This is a genomic window from Methylobacterium frigidaeris, assembly GCF_022179185.1.
Taxonomy (GTDB): domain Bacteria; phylum Pseudomonadota; class Alphaproteobacteria; order Rhizobiales; family Beijerinckiaceae; genus Methylobacterium; species Methylobacterium frigidaeris.
Window position 1 is genome coordinate 1 of the sequence record NZ_BPQJ01000082.1, and the last position, 14578, is coordinate 14578.

General features: G+C 63.1%; 15 protein-coding genes and 2 pseudogenes. 12 read left to right on the forward strand and 5 right to left on the reverse strand.

Annotation, left to right across the window (positions count from 1 at the left end; genetic code table 11):
• Positions 1 to 67: 67 nt before the first annotated feature.
• A pseudogene (locus MFF64_RS35275) lies at positions 68 to 553 on the forward strand (IS6 family transposase); the annotation flags it as partial.
• A 92-nt stretch (positions 554 to 645) separates the two neighbouring features.
• Here MFF64_RS35275 and MFF64_RS35280 read toward each other — a convergent pair.
• Together MFF64_RS35280 and MFF64_RS35285 are read right to left on the reverse strand one after the other, a co-directional pair.
• Positions 646 to 1711, reverse strand: a pseudogene (locus MFF64_RS35280) (IS630 family transposase).
• 94 nt (positions 1712 to 1805) lie between these two features.
• Positions 1806 to 2879 carry a toll/interleukin-1 receptor domain-containing protein gene (locus MFF64_RS35285; RefSeq protein WP_238193710.1) on the reverse strand — a complete coding sequence of 358 codons (1074 nt, stop codon included), beginning with the start codon at positions 2877 to 2879 and terminating at the stop codon, positions 1806 to 1808.
• Positions 2880 to 3222: 343 nt separating this feature from the next.
• Between MFF64_RS35285 and MFF64_RS35290 the strand changes: the two genes are divergently transcribed.
• The 8 genes from MFF64_RS35290 (at position 3223) to MFF64_RS35325 (ending at position 9100) form a co-directional block, all read left to right on the forward strand.
• Entirely contained in the window at positions 3223 to 3906 is a 684-nt protein-coding gene (locus tag MFF64_RS35290; protein ID WP_438823123.1) for an IS6 family transposase, read from the forward strand.
• 323 nt (positions 3907 to 4229) lie between these two features.
• A complete protein-coding gene (locus MFF64_RS35295) occupies positions 4230 to 4877 on the forward strand; it encodes a DUF3489 domain-containing protein (protein ID WP_238193711.1) in 648 nt (215 codons plus the stop codon).
• Positions 4877 to 5332: a DUF2924 domain-containing protein gene (locus tag MFF64_RS35300; protein WP_238193712.1), complete on the forward strand. Its 456-nt coding sequence runs from the start codon at positions 4877 to 4879 to the stop codon at positions 5330 to 5332. The genes MFF64_RS35295 and MFF64_RS35300 overlap by 1 nt, the downstream gene beginning before the upstream one ends.
• Positions 5329 to 6966, forward strand: coding sequence for a recombinase family protein (locus tag MFF64_RS35305; protein WP_238193713.1), 1638 nt, complete (start codon positions 5329 to 5331; stop codon positions 6964 to 6966). Before MFF64_RS35300 ends, MFF64_RS35305 begins: the two co-directional genes overlap by 4 nt.
• A gap of 630 nt (positions 6967 to 7596) precedes the next feature.
• Positions 7597 to 7974, forward strand: coding sequence for a hypothetical protein (locus MFF64_RS35310; RefSeq protein WP_099902708.1), 378 nt, complete (start codon positions 7597 to 7599; stop codon positions 7972 to 7974).
• Entirely contained in the window at positions 7971 to 8216 is a 246-nt protein-coding gene (locus MFF64_RS35315; RefSeq protein WP_099902710.1) for a hypothetical protein, read from the forward strand. Before MFF64_RS35310 ends, MFF64_RS35315 begins: the two co-directional genes overlap by 4 nt.
• Before the next feature lie 441 nt (positions 8217 to 8657).
• Positions 8658 to 8906: a hypothetical protein gene (locus MFF64_RS35320; RefSeq protein WP_099902712.1), complete on the forward strand. Its 249-nt coding sequence runs from the start codon at positions 8658 to 8660 to the stop codon at positions 8904 to 8906.
• Positions 8903 to 9100, forward strand: a complete 198-nt coding sequence (locus tag MFF64_RS35325) for a hypothetical protein (protein WP_099902714.1) — start codon at positions 8903 to 8905, stop codon at positions 9098 to 9100. Before MFF64_RS35320 ends, MFF64_RS35325 begins: the two co-directional genes overlap by 4 nt.
• Positions 9101 to 9147: 47 nt before the next feature.
• On the opposite strand, the gene MFF64_RS35330 is transcribed toward MFF64_RS35325, so the two are convergent.
• Positions 9148 to 11061: a Calx-beta domain-containing protein gene (locus MFF64_RS35330; protein WP_238193714.1), complete on the reverse strand. Its 1914-nt coding sequence runs from the start codon at positions 11059 to 11061 to the stop codon at positions 9148 to 9150.
• Between the two features lie 314 nt (positions 11062 to 11375).
• Between MFF64_RS35330 and MFF64_RS38740 the strand changes: the two genes are divergently transcribed.
• Entirely contained in the window at positions 11376 to 11660 is a 285-nt protein-coding gene (locus MFF64_RS38740; protein WP_309296484.1) for a hypothetical protein, read from the forward strand.
• Here MFF64_RS38740 and MFF64_RS35340 read toward each other — a convergent pair.
• Positions 11635 to 11874 (reverse strand): DUF6894 family protein, encoded by a 240-nt coding sequence (locus MFF64_RS35340; RefSeq protein WP_099901367.1) that lies wholly within the window; start codon positions 11872 to 11874, stop codon positions 11635 to 11637. The genes MFF64_RS38740 and MFF64_RS35340 overlap by 26 nt on opposite strands.
• Before the next feature lie 312 nt (positions 11875 to 12186).
• On the opposite strand from MFF64_RS35340, the gene MFF64_RS35345 reads away from it, so the two are divergent.
• On the forward strand, positions 12187 to 12432 hold the full coding sequence (locus MFF64_RS35345) for a hypothetical protein (protein ID WP_099901365.1): 246 nt from the start codon (positions 12187 to 12189) through the stop codon (positions 12430 to 12432).
• Between the two features lie 139 nt (positions 12433 to 12571).
• Positions 12572 to 12736 carry a hypothetical protein gene (locus MFF64_RS35350; protein ID WP_238193715.1) on the forward strand — a complete coding sequence of 55 codons (165 nt, stop codon included), beginning with the start codon at positions 12572 to 12574 and terminating at the stop codon, positions 12734 to 12736.
• Positions 12737 to 12895: 159 nt separating this feature from the next.
• Here the strand turns inward: MFF64_RS35350 and MFF64_RS35355 are convergent, their stop codons facing one another.
• Positions 12896 to 13942, reverse strand: coding sequence for a calcium-binding protein (locus MFF64_RS35355; RefSeq protein WP_238193716.1), 1047 nt, complete (start codon positions 13940 to 13942; stop codon positions 12896 to 12898).
• Between the last annotated feature and the right edge of the window lie 636 nt (positions 13943 to 14578).

Below are 14578 nucleotides of genomic sequence, written 5' to 3' on the forward strand. Positions count from 1 at the left end.
CGCCTCGATACGCCGCCTTCATCCAAACCGCGTCACCCATTCTCCCGCATAGCTCGACACGACGGACCTTCGACCGCAGCCCAGTTCCTGTGACAGTGCCGTCACGATTCAGGGTCGGCGCATGTACCTGTGGCGAGCCGTCGACGCAGAAGGCGAGGTGCTGGATCTGCTGGTCCAGCCCAGGCGCGACAAGAAGGCCGCCCTGAGGCTCTTGCGCAAGCTGATCAAGAAGCTCGGCTCCGCGCCCGGGGAGCTGGTGACTGACAAGCTCGGCTCTTATGGCGCGGCTCGACGCGAGTTGCAGCTCTCCTGCCGCCACGAGCAGGGCCTGCGGACGAACAACCGGGCGGAGAACTCCCACCAGCCGATCCGCCGACGAGAGCGAAAGCAGCAGGGCTTCAAGTCGCCCGGATCAGCGCAGCGGTTCGTGTCGATGCACGCCGCCGTCCAGAACACGTTCTACCTCCAGCGTCATCTGATTTCCCGCCGCACACTCCGCCAGTTCAGGGCTGAGGCGGCAGGCGCGTGGCAAACAGCAACCGCCGCGGCCTGAGCGAACACGCGATCTGCCGTTCCCGTGACCGCATTCCACTTCCCGTGACACCGCCCGCAAAACTGTCAAACCTCTGCTAATACCAACGGCCTTTAGGTTTGACTGATGTGAGCCCAGTCGCGCCGGCCAATGCTGGTGATGGTAGCGGGTAGCGCGAGGAGCTTGTTCCAGGCGTCGCGGGCGGCCTCGACGATCGCCTCATAGCCGTCAAACACCCGGTTGGAGAGCCAGTTCTGGCGCAGGTACAGCCAGATCGTCTCCACCGGATTGAGCTCAGGCGCCCGTGAGGGCAGGAAGATCAGCGTCAGGTTCTCGGGCACAACGAGCTTGGCGCTCGTGTGCCAGCCGGCGCGGTCGAGCAGCAACACCGCACGGGCGCCGCGCGCCACCGTGCGGGCGATCTCGTCGAGGTGATGCTGCATGGCCCCAAGATCGGCACGCGGCATGACCAGGGCCGCTCCGGTGCCGCGGGCCGGACAGACCGCGCCGAACAGGTACGCGCTCTCGTAGCGCTGGTCAGCCGGCTGGCGCGGCCGCGATCCCCGTCGCGCCCAGACCCGCACGAGGCCGTTCTTCTGGCCCAAGCGCATCTCGTCCTGAAACCAGATCTCGACGGGTTTGCCAGAGCCGACCCCGGCGAGATGGGCGGTCAAGGTCGCGGCGAAGTTTTTTTGAACTCAGCCACGATCCACTCGTCCTGAGCCGGATGGCGCGGGCGGGGGCTGAGGCGGGAGAAGCCGAGCTTGTGCAGGATCTTGCCGATCGTGCGCTCGTGGTAGCGCACGCCAAAGTGCGCTGCGATGACCTCCCGCAAATCCTGCCGCCGCCAGCGCACGACGCCGTGCACGGCCGGATCGGGGCCGGCCTCAACCAAGTGGGCCAAGGCGGCCTGTTGCTCAGGCGAGAGGCGGGGCGGGCTGCCCTTGGCCCAGGTGTCGGTGAGCCCGTCAGGGCCGCGCGCGTTGAAGCGGTGGCCCCAGTCCCGCAGAGTCTGTCGGTCCATGTCACCGATCCGGGCCGCCTGAGCCCGGCTCATCCCCTCCAGCACGGCTGCCAACGCGAGCAAGCGTCGGCTCTGGTTGGCATTCTTCGTGACGGTGGCGCGATGGGAAGCTCACGCGCCGTGAAGTCCGTCCTGAGTCTCACCGCTGCTGGCATGGCGCGGGTCCTCCCCACGCCACGGAATCACGTCAGCGCCACCGACGGAAGCGCCATGAGTCACCCCTCAAGGCCGTTGGTATAACTCATACCACTAGAACGAGTCGGGATCCCGCAAGAAATTCACAATCTGTGTCGAAACGTTTGCAAGAACAGCATTGCACTTTGACGGAGGCAGCACGTTCAGAGGCTGCGCCGGGTCATGAGCTGCCTGCACGCCGAGGAGATCTACACCCGTCAGGTCCGTCTTTTCTGCCATGAGCCAAAAAATCCTTAGGTTCCCAGCCTTATGCTGCGTTACCAGAAATGGCAACTCGTGATTACGAATGTATTTTGATCCAGTAAATTGAGGCGTGATGATAAGGATAGCCACCCGACTTCTGATTAAGCGCGACAGTATCTCGTTATCCCAATCCTGTCCAGGCTTAATCATCGTATCGTCCCACAGAGTCACCTCCTGCCCCGGCACGACGCCGAAGTGTTGGCGCACCTCTTGCAGCCATCCTCTATCTTTATGAGAGTACGAGAAGAACACACTCTTACGTATGCCGCGATTCAGGGCATCACTGAATGCAAAATGATCCTCAAGCAATCGTATAAGCATATTACTTTGGTCATGAGCATCTTGCCGCTTCTCAATTTGTCTTCCCAAGGTGGTCACAAATGCCGTATGGCGTACACCCCAGGGCCCGATTTCGCGCCATTTGTTTAGAATCTCCTGGAAGACTAGCGCCGCGTCGCTGCCTGTTCCGGCCAGCGGAAAAACCGGCACTCGCTCCTGCGTTGCGAAGACATATGTGTCGAATGTGCCACCGATGCCGCCGATCAAAATGGCGGCCTTTGCGAAGCGAAGCGCCTCCAGCCATTCCAGGGGGCCGGGCTCCACATAGATGAGGTGACCACCAGCGAAATCTGGTTGTTTGCCGCTGGGCACCACCTGAATAAGTCGGTCCGCGAGACGGGTACCCGGAGCGATTTCGGCCAGCGTTTCGGTAAAAGACCGTGCCGCGATATGATCGACCCCCGGCCAGCCTCCGACCACGAGGCCGTAACCGTTCCGCGCAAGAGCACGACCGATACATTCTGACGACCACAGCTCCTGTTCGCGGAGTGCGTAGGTTCCTGTTCCCGCAACGAGCACCCATTGGTGCTGGGCCGGTACTGCCACCGTTTTGCTCCCGAGAAATACGATTTCAAAAGCTGGAAGTTACTCCGATCGGCGTTGTCACGGGAACTGAGATGCAATCGAATGTACCGCCCGCGGATTGTGAGGCACCGGTTTGAACCCTATGCGGCGAGAGCCGCCGGTGAAAGCTGCGCGGCCCGAATAGCGGCCGGTGGGCGGAAGCCGTGCCGCTCGATCGTAAGACAGCACTGTCACATCTAGCAAGTAGAGGGCGTTTTGAAGCCGTCCGCAGCTATTTTGGCGCCCGCTAAGTCGTTGAGAGTGCAGAGGGGCACTGTCACGCGAAGGAGTGGCGGCGCGCTGTGGGTCGGGGTAGGGCAGGGGCATGCAGCCCGCCTCGTACGCCCGCCACCAGTTCCCGTCCGAGATCATCTGCCACGCTGTCTGGCTGTATCTCCGCTTCACGCTGAGCTACCGCGATGTGGAGGAACTCCTGGCCGAACGCGGCATCGAGACCACCTACGAGAGTGTCCGACGCTGGGTCCTGAAGTTCGGGCCGGCCTTCGCCCGCAACCTGCGCCGGCTGCGGCCTCGGCTGGCCAGCACCTGGCATTTGGACGAGATGGTGGTCTCGATCCAGGGCCGGCGCATGTACCTGTGGCGAGCCGTGGATGCGGAAGGCGAGGTGCTAAATTTGCTCGTGCAGCCCACGCGTGACAAGAAGGCGGCCCTGAAGCTCCTGCGCAAGCTGATCAAGAAGCAGGGCTGCGCGCCAGAGGTGCTGGTCACGGACAAGCTCCGCTCCTATGCGGCTGCTCATCGCGAACTCGGGTTGAGCGCGCATCATGAGCAGGGCCTACGGCAGAACAACCGGGCCGAGAACTCGCATCAGGCCGTGCGACGACGAGAGTGGAAACAGCAGGGGTTCAAATCGCCCGGATCAGCCCAGAAGTGCTGCTCAGAGAGGTTGATCTACCTGCTTGATCCGCTGCTCGGCCTTTGCCGCTGCGCCATGCTGTCTCGAGCTGAAGCATGGATACGTAGTCCTCCCTGGTCGGCATCTGGCTGAGATGGAAGCTATTGCACGCTTCATGATCCAGATGAAATCTCGCATACGTTTTGCCGATTTTGAGACATCGTGGCCCAGATCGAGTCAGTCTATGGATGAGAGATCGCGTTCCGCGATTCGAAAACACCTCGACGAGAACGTTCAATCGATTGTCGGGGTCCGTCGCAGATTGGACTGGACTGTGCGCCCTACCCGAGCATTGCTGTGGGCACGGGGTCCGCGGCACGCGCTGGACTCCTCTCCCACCCCGCTGGCCCTTCGCCGATGGCGGGGTTGCGGCAGTGGCAGCCCCGAGACTGTCACCCACCGCAGGAGACTTCCTCATGACAAGGCGCCCCCACTCAGAAGCCCTCACGGACGCCCACCTCACCCTCCTGGTCAGGATAGCCCAGCAGCCGCACGGCCTACTCTGGCATCCGGACCACATGGCCGCCGGCAGCTTCGCCCGCACCGCCCGTCGGCTCCTCACGCGAGGGCTGATCGAGCAGGCGGGCGAACCTCACTCGGGCTCCGGTCCAGGTGATGCGGCCGAGGCGTCGATGGTGCTCCGCATCACCGCCGCCGGCTTGGCAGCAATCGGGATCACTCCGGAACCCGCTTCGACCACCCAGCCGACCGAAGTGCCTTCCCGTTACAAGCGGCAGCGCAAGCGAGCCACGAGCGAGAGCCCCACCAAATGCCCGCCAGCGGCCGCCCCACACTCAGACATCCAGGTTGCCACGGCCCTGATCGCGCAGCCCGCGCCCCGACCCGGCAGCAAGCGGGCGCAACTCGTCGCCCTCCTATCGCGGGAGCAGGGTGCCTCGCTGGCAGACCTGATGGCGATGACCGGCTGGCTGCCTCACACCACCCGGGCGGCCCTGACTGGCCTGCGCCAGGGCGGCTTCACCGTCTGCCGGTCCGTCGCCGCGGAGGGCTCATCGATCTACCGGATCGTGAGCTCCGGGCCCGCCCCGACTGAGGCCGCGTGATGCCGCTCGACTGCACCGGGGCTGATGCCCTGGACGCCGAGATCGCGCGCCTTCGCGGTCTCGACCTCCCGGGCCTGCAGGCGCGCTGGAAGGCGCTGACCGGGCGCAAGGCTCCTCCTCACCTCTCCAAGCACCTGCTCCTGCGGATGCTGGCCTATCGCGTGCAGGCCGATGCCTGGGGCGATCTCGACAAGGCCACCATCCGCTTCCTCGAGCGGCTCGCCGCCGGTGGCTGGGCGGCAGATGCTCCCGTGCCCCTCCCGGCCCGGCGCGCCCTCAGCCCCGGCACCCTGCTGCGTCGCGAGTGGCAGGGCGTGCTCCACCAGGTCGAGGTGGGGGAGGGCGGCTTCTCCTGGAACGGGGCAACCTACCGAAGTCTGTCCGAGGTCGCGCGCGCGATCACCGGCACACGCTGGAACGGACCCCGCTTCTTCGGCCTGCGGGAGGGCGCATGACCAGGTTCCCTGCCCGGCGCCTGCGCTGCGCCATCTACACCCGGGTCTCGACCGAGGCCGGCCTGGAGCAGGAATTCAACTCCCTCGATGCGCAGCGGGAGGCGGCCGAGGCCTACGTCCGGAGCCAGGCGCACGAGAACTGGACCTCGCTGCGGACCCGGTACGACGACGGCGGCTTCTCGGGAGGCTCGCTGGAACGCCCAGCCCTGCAGCAGCTCCTGGACGACATCCGGGGCCGGCGCCTCGACGTGGTGGTCGTCTACAAGGTCGACCGCCTCACCCGCTCGCTGGCTGATTTCGCCAAGCTCGTCGAGCTCTTCGACGCCCACGAGGTCTCGTTCGTGTCGGTGACGCAGGCGTTCAACACCACCTCCAGCATGGGCCGGCTGACCCTCAACGTGCTCCTCTCGTTCGCGCAGTTCGAGCGCGAGGTCACGGGCGAGCGCATCCGCGACAAGATCGCGGCCTCCAAGCGCAAGGGCCTCTGGATGGGTGGCCCCGCGCCGCTCGGCTACCGGGTGCAGGCCCGCAAGCTGGTGGTCGACGAGGCGGAAGCCAGTGCGGTGCGGCTGATCTTCGAGCGCTACCTGGCGCTCGGCAGCCTGACGCAGCTGCTCCGGGAGCTGAGGCAGCGCGGGATCGTCACCAAGCAGCGCCCGCTCGCGAGCGGCGTGGTCCGGGGTGGGATCGCCTTCACCCGCGGTCCTGCCGCCTACCTGCTCAAGAACCGCACCTACCTCGGCGAGATCGTCCACCGGGGAGGATCCCATCCCGGTGAGCATCAGGCGATCATCTCCCGGGAGCTGTTCGACGCCGTCCAGAACAAACTCACCTCACGCAGCCAAGGCTCCGGGGAGCACAAGACCCGCTCGCAAGCGCTTCTGACCGGCAAGCTCTTCGACGACCGGGGCAACCGCATGACCCCGAGCCACGCCAGCAAGGCGGGCCGGCGCTACCGGTACTACGTCTGCTGCGCCCTCGATCAGGGCCGGGCCGAGCAGGCTGGTTCGGTGACGCGGGTCTCGGCCCCTGGGATCGAGGCGGCGATCCTACAGGCGCTGCGGGAGCGCTCGGCGGAGGAGCCTGACGACCACGCGCTGGTGGCTCGTCATCTCGAGCGGGCGATCCTGCATCGGGACACCATCGAGATGATCCTGCGCCCGGACGCAGGCGGTGAGGCGGTCTCGGGGAGCAATCATCCGCGCGCGCCCGATACTCACGAGGGTGATCCGGAGGAAGTTGGTATAGATCACACCGGCCCGCTCCCGGAGGTGATCCGCATCGTGTGGTCCCAGCCCAGTCCGACCCGCCGGCGTGAGATCATCAGGCCCGGTAGTCTCGATGATCCTCGACCGATCCGTGCGGAGCAGCGTGCCACGCTGGTGCGTGCGATCGCACTCGGCCGGAGTTGGCTCGCGGAGCTGGTGGCCGGCACGGTGACCGGCCCGGATCAGATCGCAGCACGCGAGAGCTGCAGCAAGCGACACGTGACGATGATGATCTCGCTCGCGTTTCTCTCGCCCGAGCTGGTGAAGGCCGCCGTCGGGGGTCGCCTGTCCCGCGGCATCGGGTTGAGGAACCTCTCAGATCCGTCGATGGCTTGGTCACGCCAGCATCGCAGCCTCGGGCTCTGAGCGGCAGCGAACCAGCAACACTCCGTCGCCTGCTGGTCCGCGATACCCGTCCTGATCCACCATCACAGTCTTGGCGCTCCATGCTGTCCTGCTTGGAGCGTCTGGCCGTTCCAGGCTCCTTCCGGATCGCTGCCGCTGCCTGCTCGATCAGCTTTGGCATCGTCTGATGACGATCGACCGGAACTGCAGCCGTGGCCGAAACGCGAACCGGTCTCCATTTCTGAGCGAACGCGTCTCCGGGAGGAGGCACACGGCCGGGCAGGAAACAGGTTTGCCGGGCCGGAGACGGGTGCCGCCTTGGCCGGAGAACCGGCCGGATGGCCCTCGCAGAGACGCGAACATTCGACACACCGTTGCGCTAAGTCTTTGACAAGTGGTCTACTTGCCCGAGCAGGCCAGGAGATATCCAACTGGTGCAGGTGGGTGGTGGGCCCGGCAGGACTCGACCCTGCAACCAGACCGTTATGAGCAACGTGCTCACCAAAAATCTTCAACGTTTCTGGCGAATAAAGCAGTCCGCACCGAAGCGTTCGCGCACCATGTTCCGTGGACGTTCCAAAATCTGGGTTCGGCGAACCTCCGAGCAGTCCGTAAGATTGCCCGGGGAGCGCCGCGGGAGTACCCGGGTCCATGGCTTCTCCCGACTCGCTCATGATCCCACCTACTGTCCTATCCTGGTCCCGCGGCCTCGCCAGCCTCTCACCCGGCGTCGTCCCGTGCCGTGGCCTTCGTGATGAGGAGTGGCGCGAGACGCTCCGGCGCTGCACGGAGTTCGTCGACCGGTGGGGCGTCCAGGCTCACGAGGCCGGGTGGGACACGCTGCGGCTGTTCGGGGTTGGTCCGAAGACCGGGACCATTCGCGGCGACTACTGCGGCGTCCTGATCCCGCTCTCGGTCGACGTGCACGAGGTGACGGCCGAGTTCATCAAGCTCGGGAAGTGGACGGCGTACCGCCACGAGCCGGTGAAGATGCCGGGCATGGTCCCGGTGTGGGAGTTCAAGCGATGACCGGCGGCGACGCCTACAAGGCCAAACTCCTCACCGACGAAGCGCTCGACGCAGCTATCGCGGCCTACCTCGCCGATCCGTCGAAGCCCGTGGTGCTGGAGATCGGGAAGCACCGCCTCGACGTCGCCGCGGCCGTCCTGGCCAACGCCTACAGCACCGAGGTGCTGGCGCGGGAGGATGGCACACCGGCACAGCGGCGGAATGCTGTGAAGACGGCGATCCTGCTGGCGCCGGTTGCGTAGTCGGCGCCGTAGATGTGTCAAGCTGCAACAAATTGGGGCATGCGCGACCCACTCATCTCCGATAGGCTTATGCTGCCTACCTCAAGATGAGGGGTGCGCCCACGCCAGTCCCCTCCACCACGATCACAACCTAGGCGTGAGCGCCTTCTTTGTACATCTGATAACAGCTACCCTTCCGGTTTGCGCCGGATGAGCCCAGACGCCTGCCTCGCTTTCACCTCTGCCCTGGCGCTGGCATGCGCCTAGGGAGCGGTGGCGTGATCGAAGCGAGGACCGCGGTGGCCAGATGAGAAGGGCAGAGCGGTGACGAAAAATCTCGCCTAGGTTTCCTCGTGACGGTTTCTGGGCGTCAATCATCATTTCTGATAAGGCTTGTGTTGCCCTCGGCGTGCCGGTCTAAGTGAGACACAACGGTCTTTGCGGCCATTGGGGGCGCAAGCAATGACGATCACCTACGACGAAGACTGGGAGCCCGGCTCCGATAAACACTCGAGCGTGAAGCAGGTCTACCGCGACGGGGAGCGACTCGGCCGTGTGCGAGCCTGGAAGGCGGAAGACCCTGGCGAGTTGACTGGTGAGTGGTTCACTGTCGAACGGTGGGAGAATGGGCTGTACGTCCCTCAAGAGGGCATGCACAGCGTTTTTCAAGAAGCGATTGATCGGGTTGTGGCGTTCGGTGGCGCGGAGTGACCCACCCACCCGCCAACCCCGAACCCCTCGACCTCGCCGCCCGCGAGCTGCACGAGCACGCCCGCCAGCGGATCGAGGGGTGCCCGGCGTGGGAGGACTTCGACATAACCGACCCCTACGAGGCGGGGCTGATCCGGCTGGCCTACGACCGGGCGCGGGACTTCAACGCCATAAGCGGCGGGGATGAAGGATGACCCACGGCCTCCCTCACCCCCTTCGCCGAAGGGCCCGCGTGAGCGCCTCAAGTGAAAGTGAAGTTTGCCGCGCTCAGGCTCGATGTCTGTACGTTCTGCAATCTCACCTCGTCGCCCGAGCCGTAGCCGATCACCGCATCCGCCCCATCCTGCCGCAGCGCCGCCGTAACGGCACCGAAATCCGCGAACGCGCCGCCGTTGAAGGCGATCACGTCGGCTTCTGATCCACCCGTCACGAAGTCCCGGATTAGATCGCGGCCGTCGCCGCGGCCGAACGCGAACCGATCTTGGCCGCCGCCGCCCACCAGCACGTCGTCGCCGGCATTGCCGAACAGCACGTCTTCGCCGCCCTCGCCGTACAGTGCGTCGTTTCCCGCTCCGCCGGAGAGTTGGTCGTTACCCGCTCCGGCCCCGATGAAGTCGTCCCCCTCCTCGCCGTTGATCAGGTCATCGCCGCCCTCGCCGAAAAGGGTGTCGTTGCCGGCTCCACCGAGCGCGTTGTCGTCGCCGAGGCCGAGAGTCATTCGGTCGTTGCCGGTATCGCCGAACATGAAGTCGGCGCCGTCCTCTCCGAACAGGACATCGTCGCCTTCACCGCCCGATATGAAGTCGTTGCCAGCCCCACCCCCGATAAAATCGTTTCCACTCTCACCCTTTAGAATGTCATTACCAAGCTCTCCAAATATAATGTCGTCTCCTGCTCCGCCGAGAACCTCGTCATTGCCGTTGCCCGCCAGCAGGCGGTTATCACTGGCATCGCCTACGAGGAAGCGGTTTGGAGGAGCGACATCGTTGTCAACGATCGAGGCGGTCACAGTCGCCGGATACTGGCCTCCGGTGGAATACCGACCAGGTTCATACGACAACGGGGATGTATAATATCCGCTGCCAAACTCCACGCCGCCCGACATGCCGACGGTGAAGTACTCGTCTGGCTCAACGACGTCGTCATCGATGACCGAAACATCCAGTATGGCCGTGTTCGACCCGGCCTGGAACGTCACACTGCTCGGGACTGGAACGTAGTCCAGACCGCTGGTCGCGGTGGGCCTGCCAATCGTGGCATTTTCTGTGAACGTCGAAACCGTTAGCGGCCTGGAAATATCCCCAGTCCGCTTCAGAGTGAAGGACAATCCTCCGTCCAGTGCTCCTTCCTTCGCCGTTCCTACCGTCGCCGTAATCGAGATGAACGGCAGCACGTCGTTGTCCTTGATCGTGCCATTCGCGTAGAAGGTAGGGGCATCAGCGACGTTCCCTAATGGGCTCCCGATTTGATAGCCTTCACCATCAAGAATCATGACGATCAGGCGCTCCTCCGGCTCTATCCGGAGATCGTCAACGACCGAAACATCAAGGACCGCAGTGTCGGAGCCCGGCTGAAACGTAATTGTTCTGGGTGTCGGACCAAGATCGTCGCTTGAGGTAGGGCTTCTCGTGTCTCCGGCCCCCCCAACAGTGATGTTGACCGTCAGCGCCTTGGAGAGATCCCCGCCCCGCGTCAGGGTGAACGAGAGTCCGTCGCCGGGCACACCCTCGGTCGCCACCGCGTCCGTCGCTCTGAGGCCAACCAGCGGCAGCGGCTGCGGGTCGCTGTCGTTGTCCCGGATGACGGCGTAAGCGCTCGTCGTACCACCATATCCGAGCTGGTAGCCCGTACCCGGAAGGATGTTGACCGACAGTCCCTCCAGGGAGGCCTCGACGAGGGTGTCGTCGATGACCGTGAGCGCGAGTGTCGCCTTGGCCGAGCCTGGCTCGAAGGTGACCGTGCCGGGAGGGGAGACGAAATCCTGGCCGGGTGTGGCGCTGTTCGGGGTATTCCCGCTGGAGACCCCCGTGGTGACCGTTAGCGGACCGGAGAGATCGCCGTCGCGGGTCAGGACGAACGTGAGGCCGTCGCCGGCGACGGCCTCCGTCGCGAGGCCATCTGTCATCTCGATCTTCACGGTCGGAAGTGCAGCCATAACCTTTTCCCTACCTAGAACGGATTCCGCAACGTGACGAGCTAAGTGTAGCGGCGACGATGTATCTACCCCGTCAGCATCATATTCGCTAGGCGTGGATCAACGTCCAAGGTGGTGCCACCACAGATTTATTTTTAAGACATTGATGGAAAAGATTTTTCTTTCACCGAGGTAGCGGCTTTTGAATACCAACCAACGTCTAAGTGGTGCTATTTTTGCGGGCTAAAGACAAATCTTTTCAGGTGCTTAGGCGCAAGTAATTCGTGGGACCCCTTTGGGGTTCTGATCCCCCACCGGGACAGGATCAGGCGCCGGTGCAGTCCCTCTTCCGTGCGCTCGTACTGCTTGCGCGGTGGCGGGCCTGGGGCGAACGGCACGGCGGCTGGATGAGAAGGCGCAACGATCGCCGCCGCGCTTACAAGACCGCCGACACGCTCGGCATCTCGCTCAACCGCGTCGTGAACCGCGGCGACCGCATCTCGAACTTCGTCGACCAGGTGCGTTTTTTCGATCAGCCTCACCCGGCGATAGAGCGCCACGAAGACAGCGTTCATTCTCAGGCCGGTCGAATTCTCAGTGGCCGTGAAGGATCCCACTAAACGACAGGACGCCAGTGTAGATCGGCTGCCTATCCTCGTCGCGAATGTGCATCGTCACGTTATGACGATCCCCATCGCCGGGTAGATGTTCAAGCACGATCTCCGCCAGCGCTCGCTTGGCCTGGGCGATAGCCTGATCGACGTCGACAAACTCTAATCCCACATCGTCGCGGTCGTACTGGCTGTCATGCAGGTCGAAATAAAAGCGCGGCATGTTACGCCTTGAGGTTCGGAGCATCGTTGCGGCAGCGCAGAGGATGCCCCGACTGCCGTCCACAAGCGGTATCAAAGCCTAGAGCTGCAAACACAGCAAAATCATGGTGGCAGTGATTTCTCGCGCCGGCGTGCTCGATCGGCATCACAAGCGGCACAAGGCGAGCACAACTTGTGCTTGGGTGGTCGATGGACGGCGGAGAAGTGAGGGAAAACCTTGCTCCATTCCGCCTCGTGACGATTTTCGCCGGCCTATTATGATTTCTGCCGGCCGGGCACCCCACTATATGAGCTGCCCGGGGAGATGCGAGCGATGTCGATCACCTTCGGCGCGTCCTGGATCCCTGGCCCCGATGGCCGCTCCCACGTCCGCCAGGTCTACCGCGGCGAGGAGTCGATCGGCCGCGTGCGCCGCTGGCAGGACGAGGAAGGCAGTCTGATCCGGGAGTGGTTCACCGCCGAGCGGAAGAAGGGCGCCTTCTACGAGCCGATAGCCGGCGAGAATGCGACCTTCGAGGAGGCGCTGGAGCGCATCGTCATGTACAGCGTGACCCATTGAGCCCGGCCGCCTACATCGCCCTGACGGTGGCCGTGGTGCTGGCATGCGCGGTGGCGGCCATCAGCACGCTATGGCGATCTGCGCGACGCCTCGACGATAGAGACCGCCGGTGACCCACCCTCCCACCGATCCCCAGCCCATGGACGTCATCGCCCGCGAGCTACACGAGCACTCTAGGTCGCAGCATACGTGGTGGCCCGCCTGGGAGGATCTGGATCCTGCCGATTCCTGGCAGGCCGAGCTCATCCGCATAGTGCGCGAGAAGGCGCGGGAGTTCATCCCGGCTGACGACCCAGCTGCCTGACCTTCAGAGCCCGTCTTGGCGCGAGCTCCGTGCCACCTCGGTCATCATCTCGTTCGGCAAACACAAAATCTTATCGCTGGCGATGAAGGATCTATCGGCTGGACCGCCCAATCAAATTGGTCCCCAGGCTAATAGCGCTCTCCTGGGGACCGCCCATAACTAGCTAAATGTGAAGTTGCTTGCAGTCAGGTTTGACAACTGCGTGTTCTGGAGTGTGATCGAATCGCCCGTCCCATAGGAGATCAACACGTCAGAGCCGATCTGCTGACTTGCGGCCTGTACAGCGGCGAAATTAGCAAAGGTTCCGCTGTTAAACGCAACGACGTCACTTTCGGAGCCGCCAGTGACGAAATCAGTGACGACGTCGATGCCGTCGCCGCGCCCGAATGCGAAGATGTCGCTGCCGGTGCCGCCGGTCACCGTGTCGTTACCTGCGTTGCCGAATAGGATGTCATTACCGAACTCTCCGAAAATCCGGTCGGCGCCTGCTCCACCAGACGCATAATCATTGCCTGAACCGGCTCCAATAAAGTCATTCCCCTCGCCGCCGAGCACCTGATCGTTGCCGGTTTCGCCGAAAATCACGTCGTCGCCAGCTCCGCCGTCGACTGTATCATTGCCGTTGTCAGGGCCACCGAAACCGTTGTCACCGAAGAGGCGATCGTTGCCATCGTCGCCGATCACGACATCATTACCGGCATCGCCATAAACTGTGTCGGCTCCGAGATCGCCGTCCGCGAGGTCGTCTCCAGCTCCCCCGTACACGACATCGTTGTCGAGGCCGCCGGTCACGAAATCATTACCGGCCTCGCCGTAGACAAGATCATTGCCGGACTCACCAACGAAGAAGTCGTCACCATCGCCCCCGAAAATGGTATCATTGCCCGGGTTGCCGGCTGCGTAATCCTGGCCTTCATTCCCATAGATAATGTCGTCGCCATCTTCGCCGATAATCTGATCATTTCCTTCGCGGCCGTAGAGGATGTCATTACCTAGACCGCCAGCAATGTAGTCGATGCCCTCGCCGCCGTCGACTGTGTCGTTGCCGGCTTGAGCGTCGATCTCGTCGAGGCCTGGACCGCCGTTGATCTGATCGTTCCCGGCAAATCCAAGGAGGGTGTCATTGCCGGCGAAACCATTGATCACGTCATCAGAGGGGGTGCCAAGGAGGCGATCGGGGCCTGGGGTGCCATCGAGCTGAGCCATAGTAGATGTCCTCCGAGGATTGCGAGCGGCAGATGATGCCGAGCGCACATGGCTGCAGGTATACCTCGGCAGATGTCTGGCATTAACTTGCGCTAATTATTACAATCGATGTAATAAATTGTGAATATTCGTTCCATTACGAACATATTATAATATGTTAATTCGAGATATTGGCTTAATGATGCTATTTAACATTTGATGCATCTACTATGAAACCGCATCAAATAGTTTTATTCTTTATGGTCTATCTGGTGCCGACTGGCGCGTCTCGACTCGCACACTGGCGGATGCCGAGGAGCAGGTATTGGCCATGGATATATAATGACGCAGGCGGTCTCTCTGAACGGTTGCACAGACTGTCGGCACCTCGCTCAACCGCGTGGTGAACCGCGGCGAGCGCATCTCGAACTGCACTCCAATCTCGATCCCGTTTTGGTGGGGGCATTCGTCTGAGGTGCCGTGCTGTGATCGAAAAGGGCGGCAAGGGTGGCTGGATGAAAGAAGTCGGCTGCCCTTAGATCCCGTCCTGACGCGAGCCTCGCGCCACCTCGGCCATCATCTCGTCCGGGACCGGCCGCTGCAGCTGCAGCGCCTCATCAGTTGGCGCCTCAAGCCAGGTGCGCCACTCCTCCGCGC

What these genes read in the sequence shown, in the direction of transcription:
- MFF64_RS35290 (WP_438823123.1), top strand. Translation starts at nt 3,223, where the DNA reads ATGCAGCCCGCCTCGTACGCCCGCCACCAGTTCCCGTCCGAGATCATC.
- MFF64_RS35295 (WP_238193711.1), top strand. Translation starts at nt 4,230, where the DNA reads ATGACAAGGCGCCCCCACTCAGAAGCCCTCACGGACGCCCACCTCACC.
- MFF64_RS35300 (WP_238193712.1), top strand. Translation starts at nt 4,877, where the DNA reads ATGCCGCTCGACTGCACCGGGGCTGATGCCCTGGACGCCGAGATCGCG.
- MFF64_RS35305 (WP_238193713.1), top strand. Translation starts at nt 5,329, where the DNA reads ATGACCAGGTTCCCTGCCCGGCGCCTGCGCTGCGCCATCTACACCCGG.
- MFF64_RS35310 (WP_099902708.1), top strand. Translation starts at nt 7,597, where the DNA reads ATGGCTTCTCCCGACTCGCTCATGATCCCACCTACTGTCCTATCCTGG.
- MFF64_RS35315 (WP_099902710.1), top strand. Translation starts at nt 7,971, where the DNA reads ATGACCGGCGGCGACGCCTACAAGGCCAAACTCCTCACCGACGAAGCG.
- MFF64_RS35320 (WP_099902712.1), top strand. Translation starts at nt 8,658, where the DNA reads ATGACGATCACCTACGACGAAGACTGGGAGCCCGGCTCCGATAAACAC.
- MFF64_RS35330 (WP_238193714.1), bottom strand. Translation starts at nt 11,061, where the DNA reads ATGGCTGCACTTCCGACCGTGAAGATCGAGATGACAGATGGCCTCGCG.
- MFF64_RS35340 (WP_099901367.1), bottom strand. Translation starts at nt 11,874, where the DNA reads ATGCCGCGCTTTTATTTCGACCTGCATGACAGCCAGTACGACCGCGAC.
- MFF64_RS35345 (WP_099901365.1), top strand. Translation starts at nt 12,187, where the DNA reads ATGTCGATCACCTTCGGCGCGTCCTGGATCCCTGGCCCCGATGGCCGC.
- MFF64_RS35350 (WP_238193715.1), top strand. Translation starts at nt 12,572, where the DNA reads ATGGACGTCATCGCCCGCGAGCTACACGAGCACTCTAGGTCGCAGCAT.
- MFF64_RS35355 (WP_238193716.1), bottom strand. Translation starts at nt 13,942, where the DNA reads ATGGCTCAGCTCGATGGCACCCCAGGCCCCGATCGCCTCCTTGGCACC.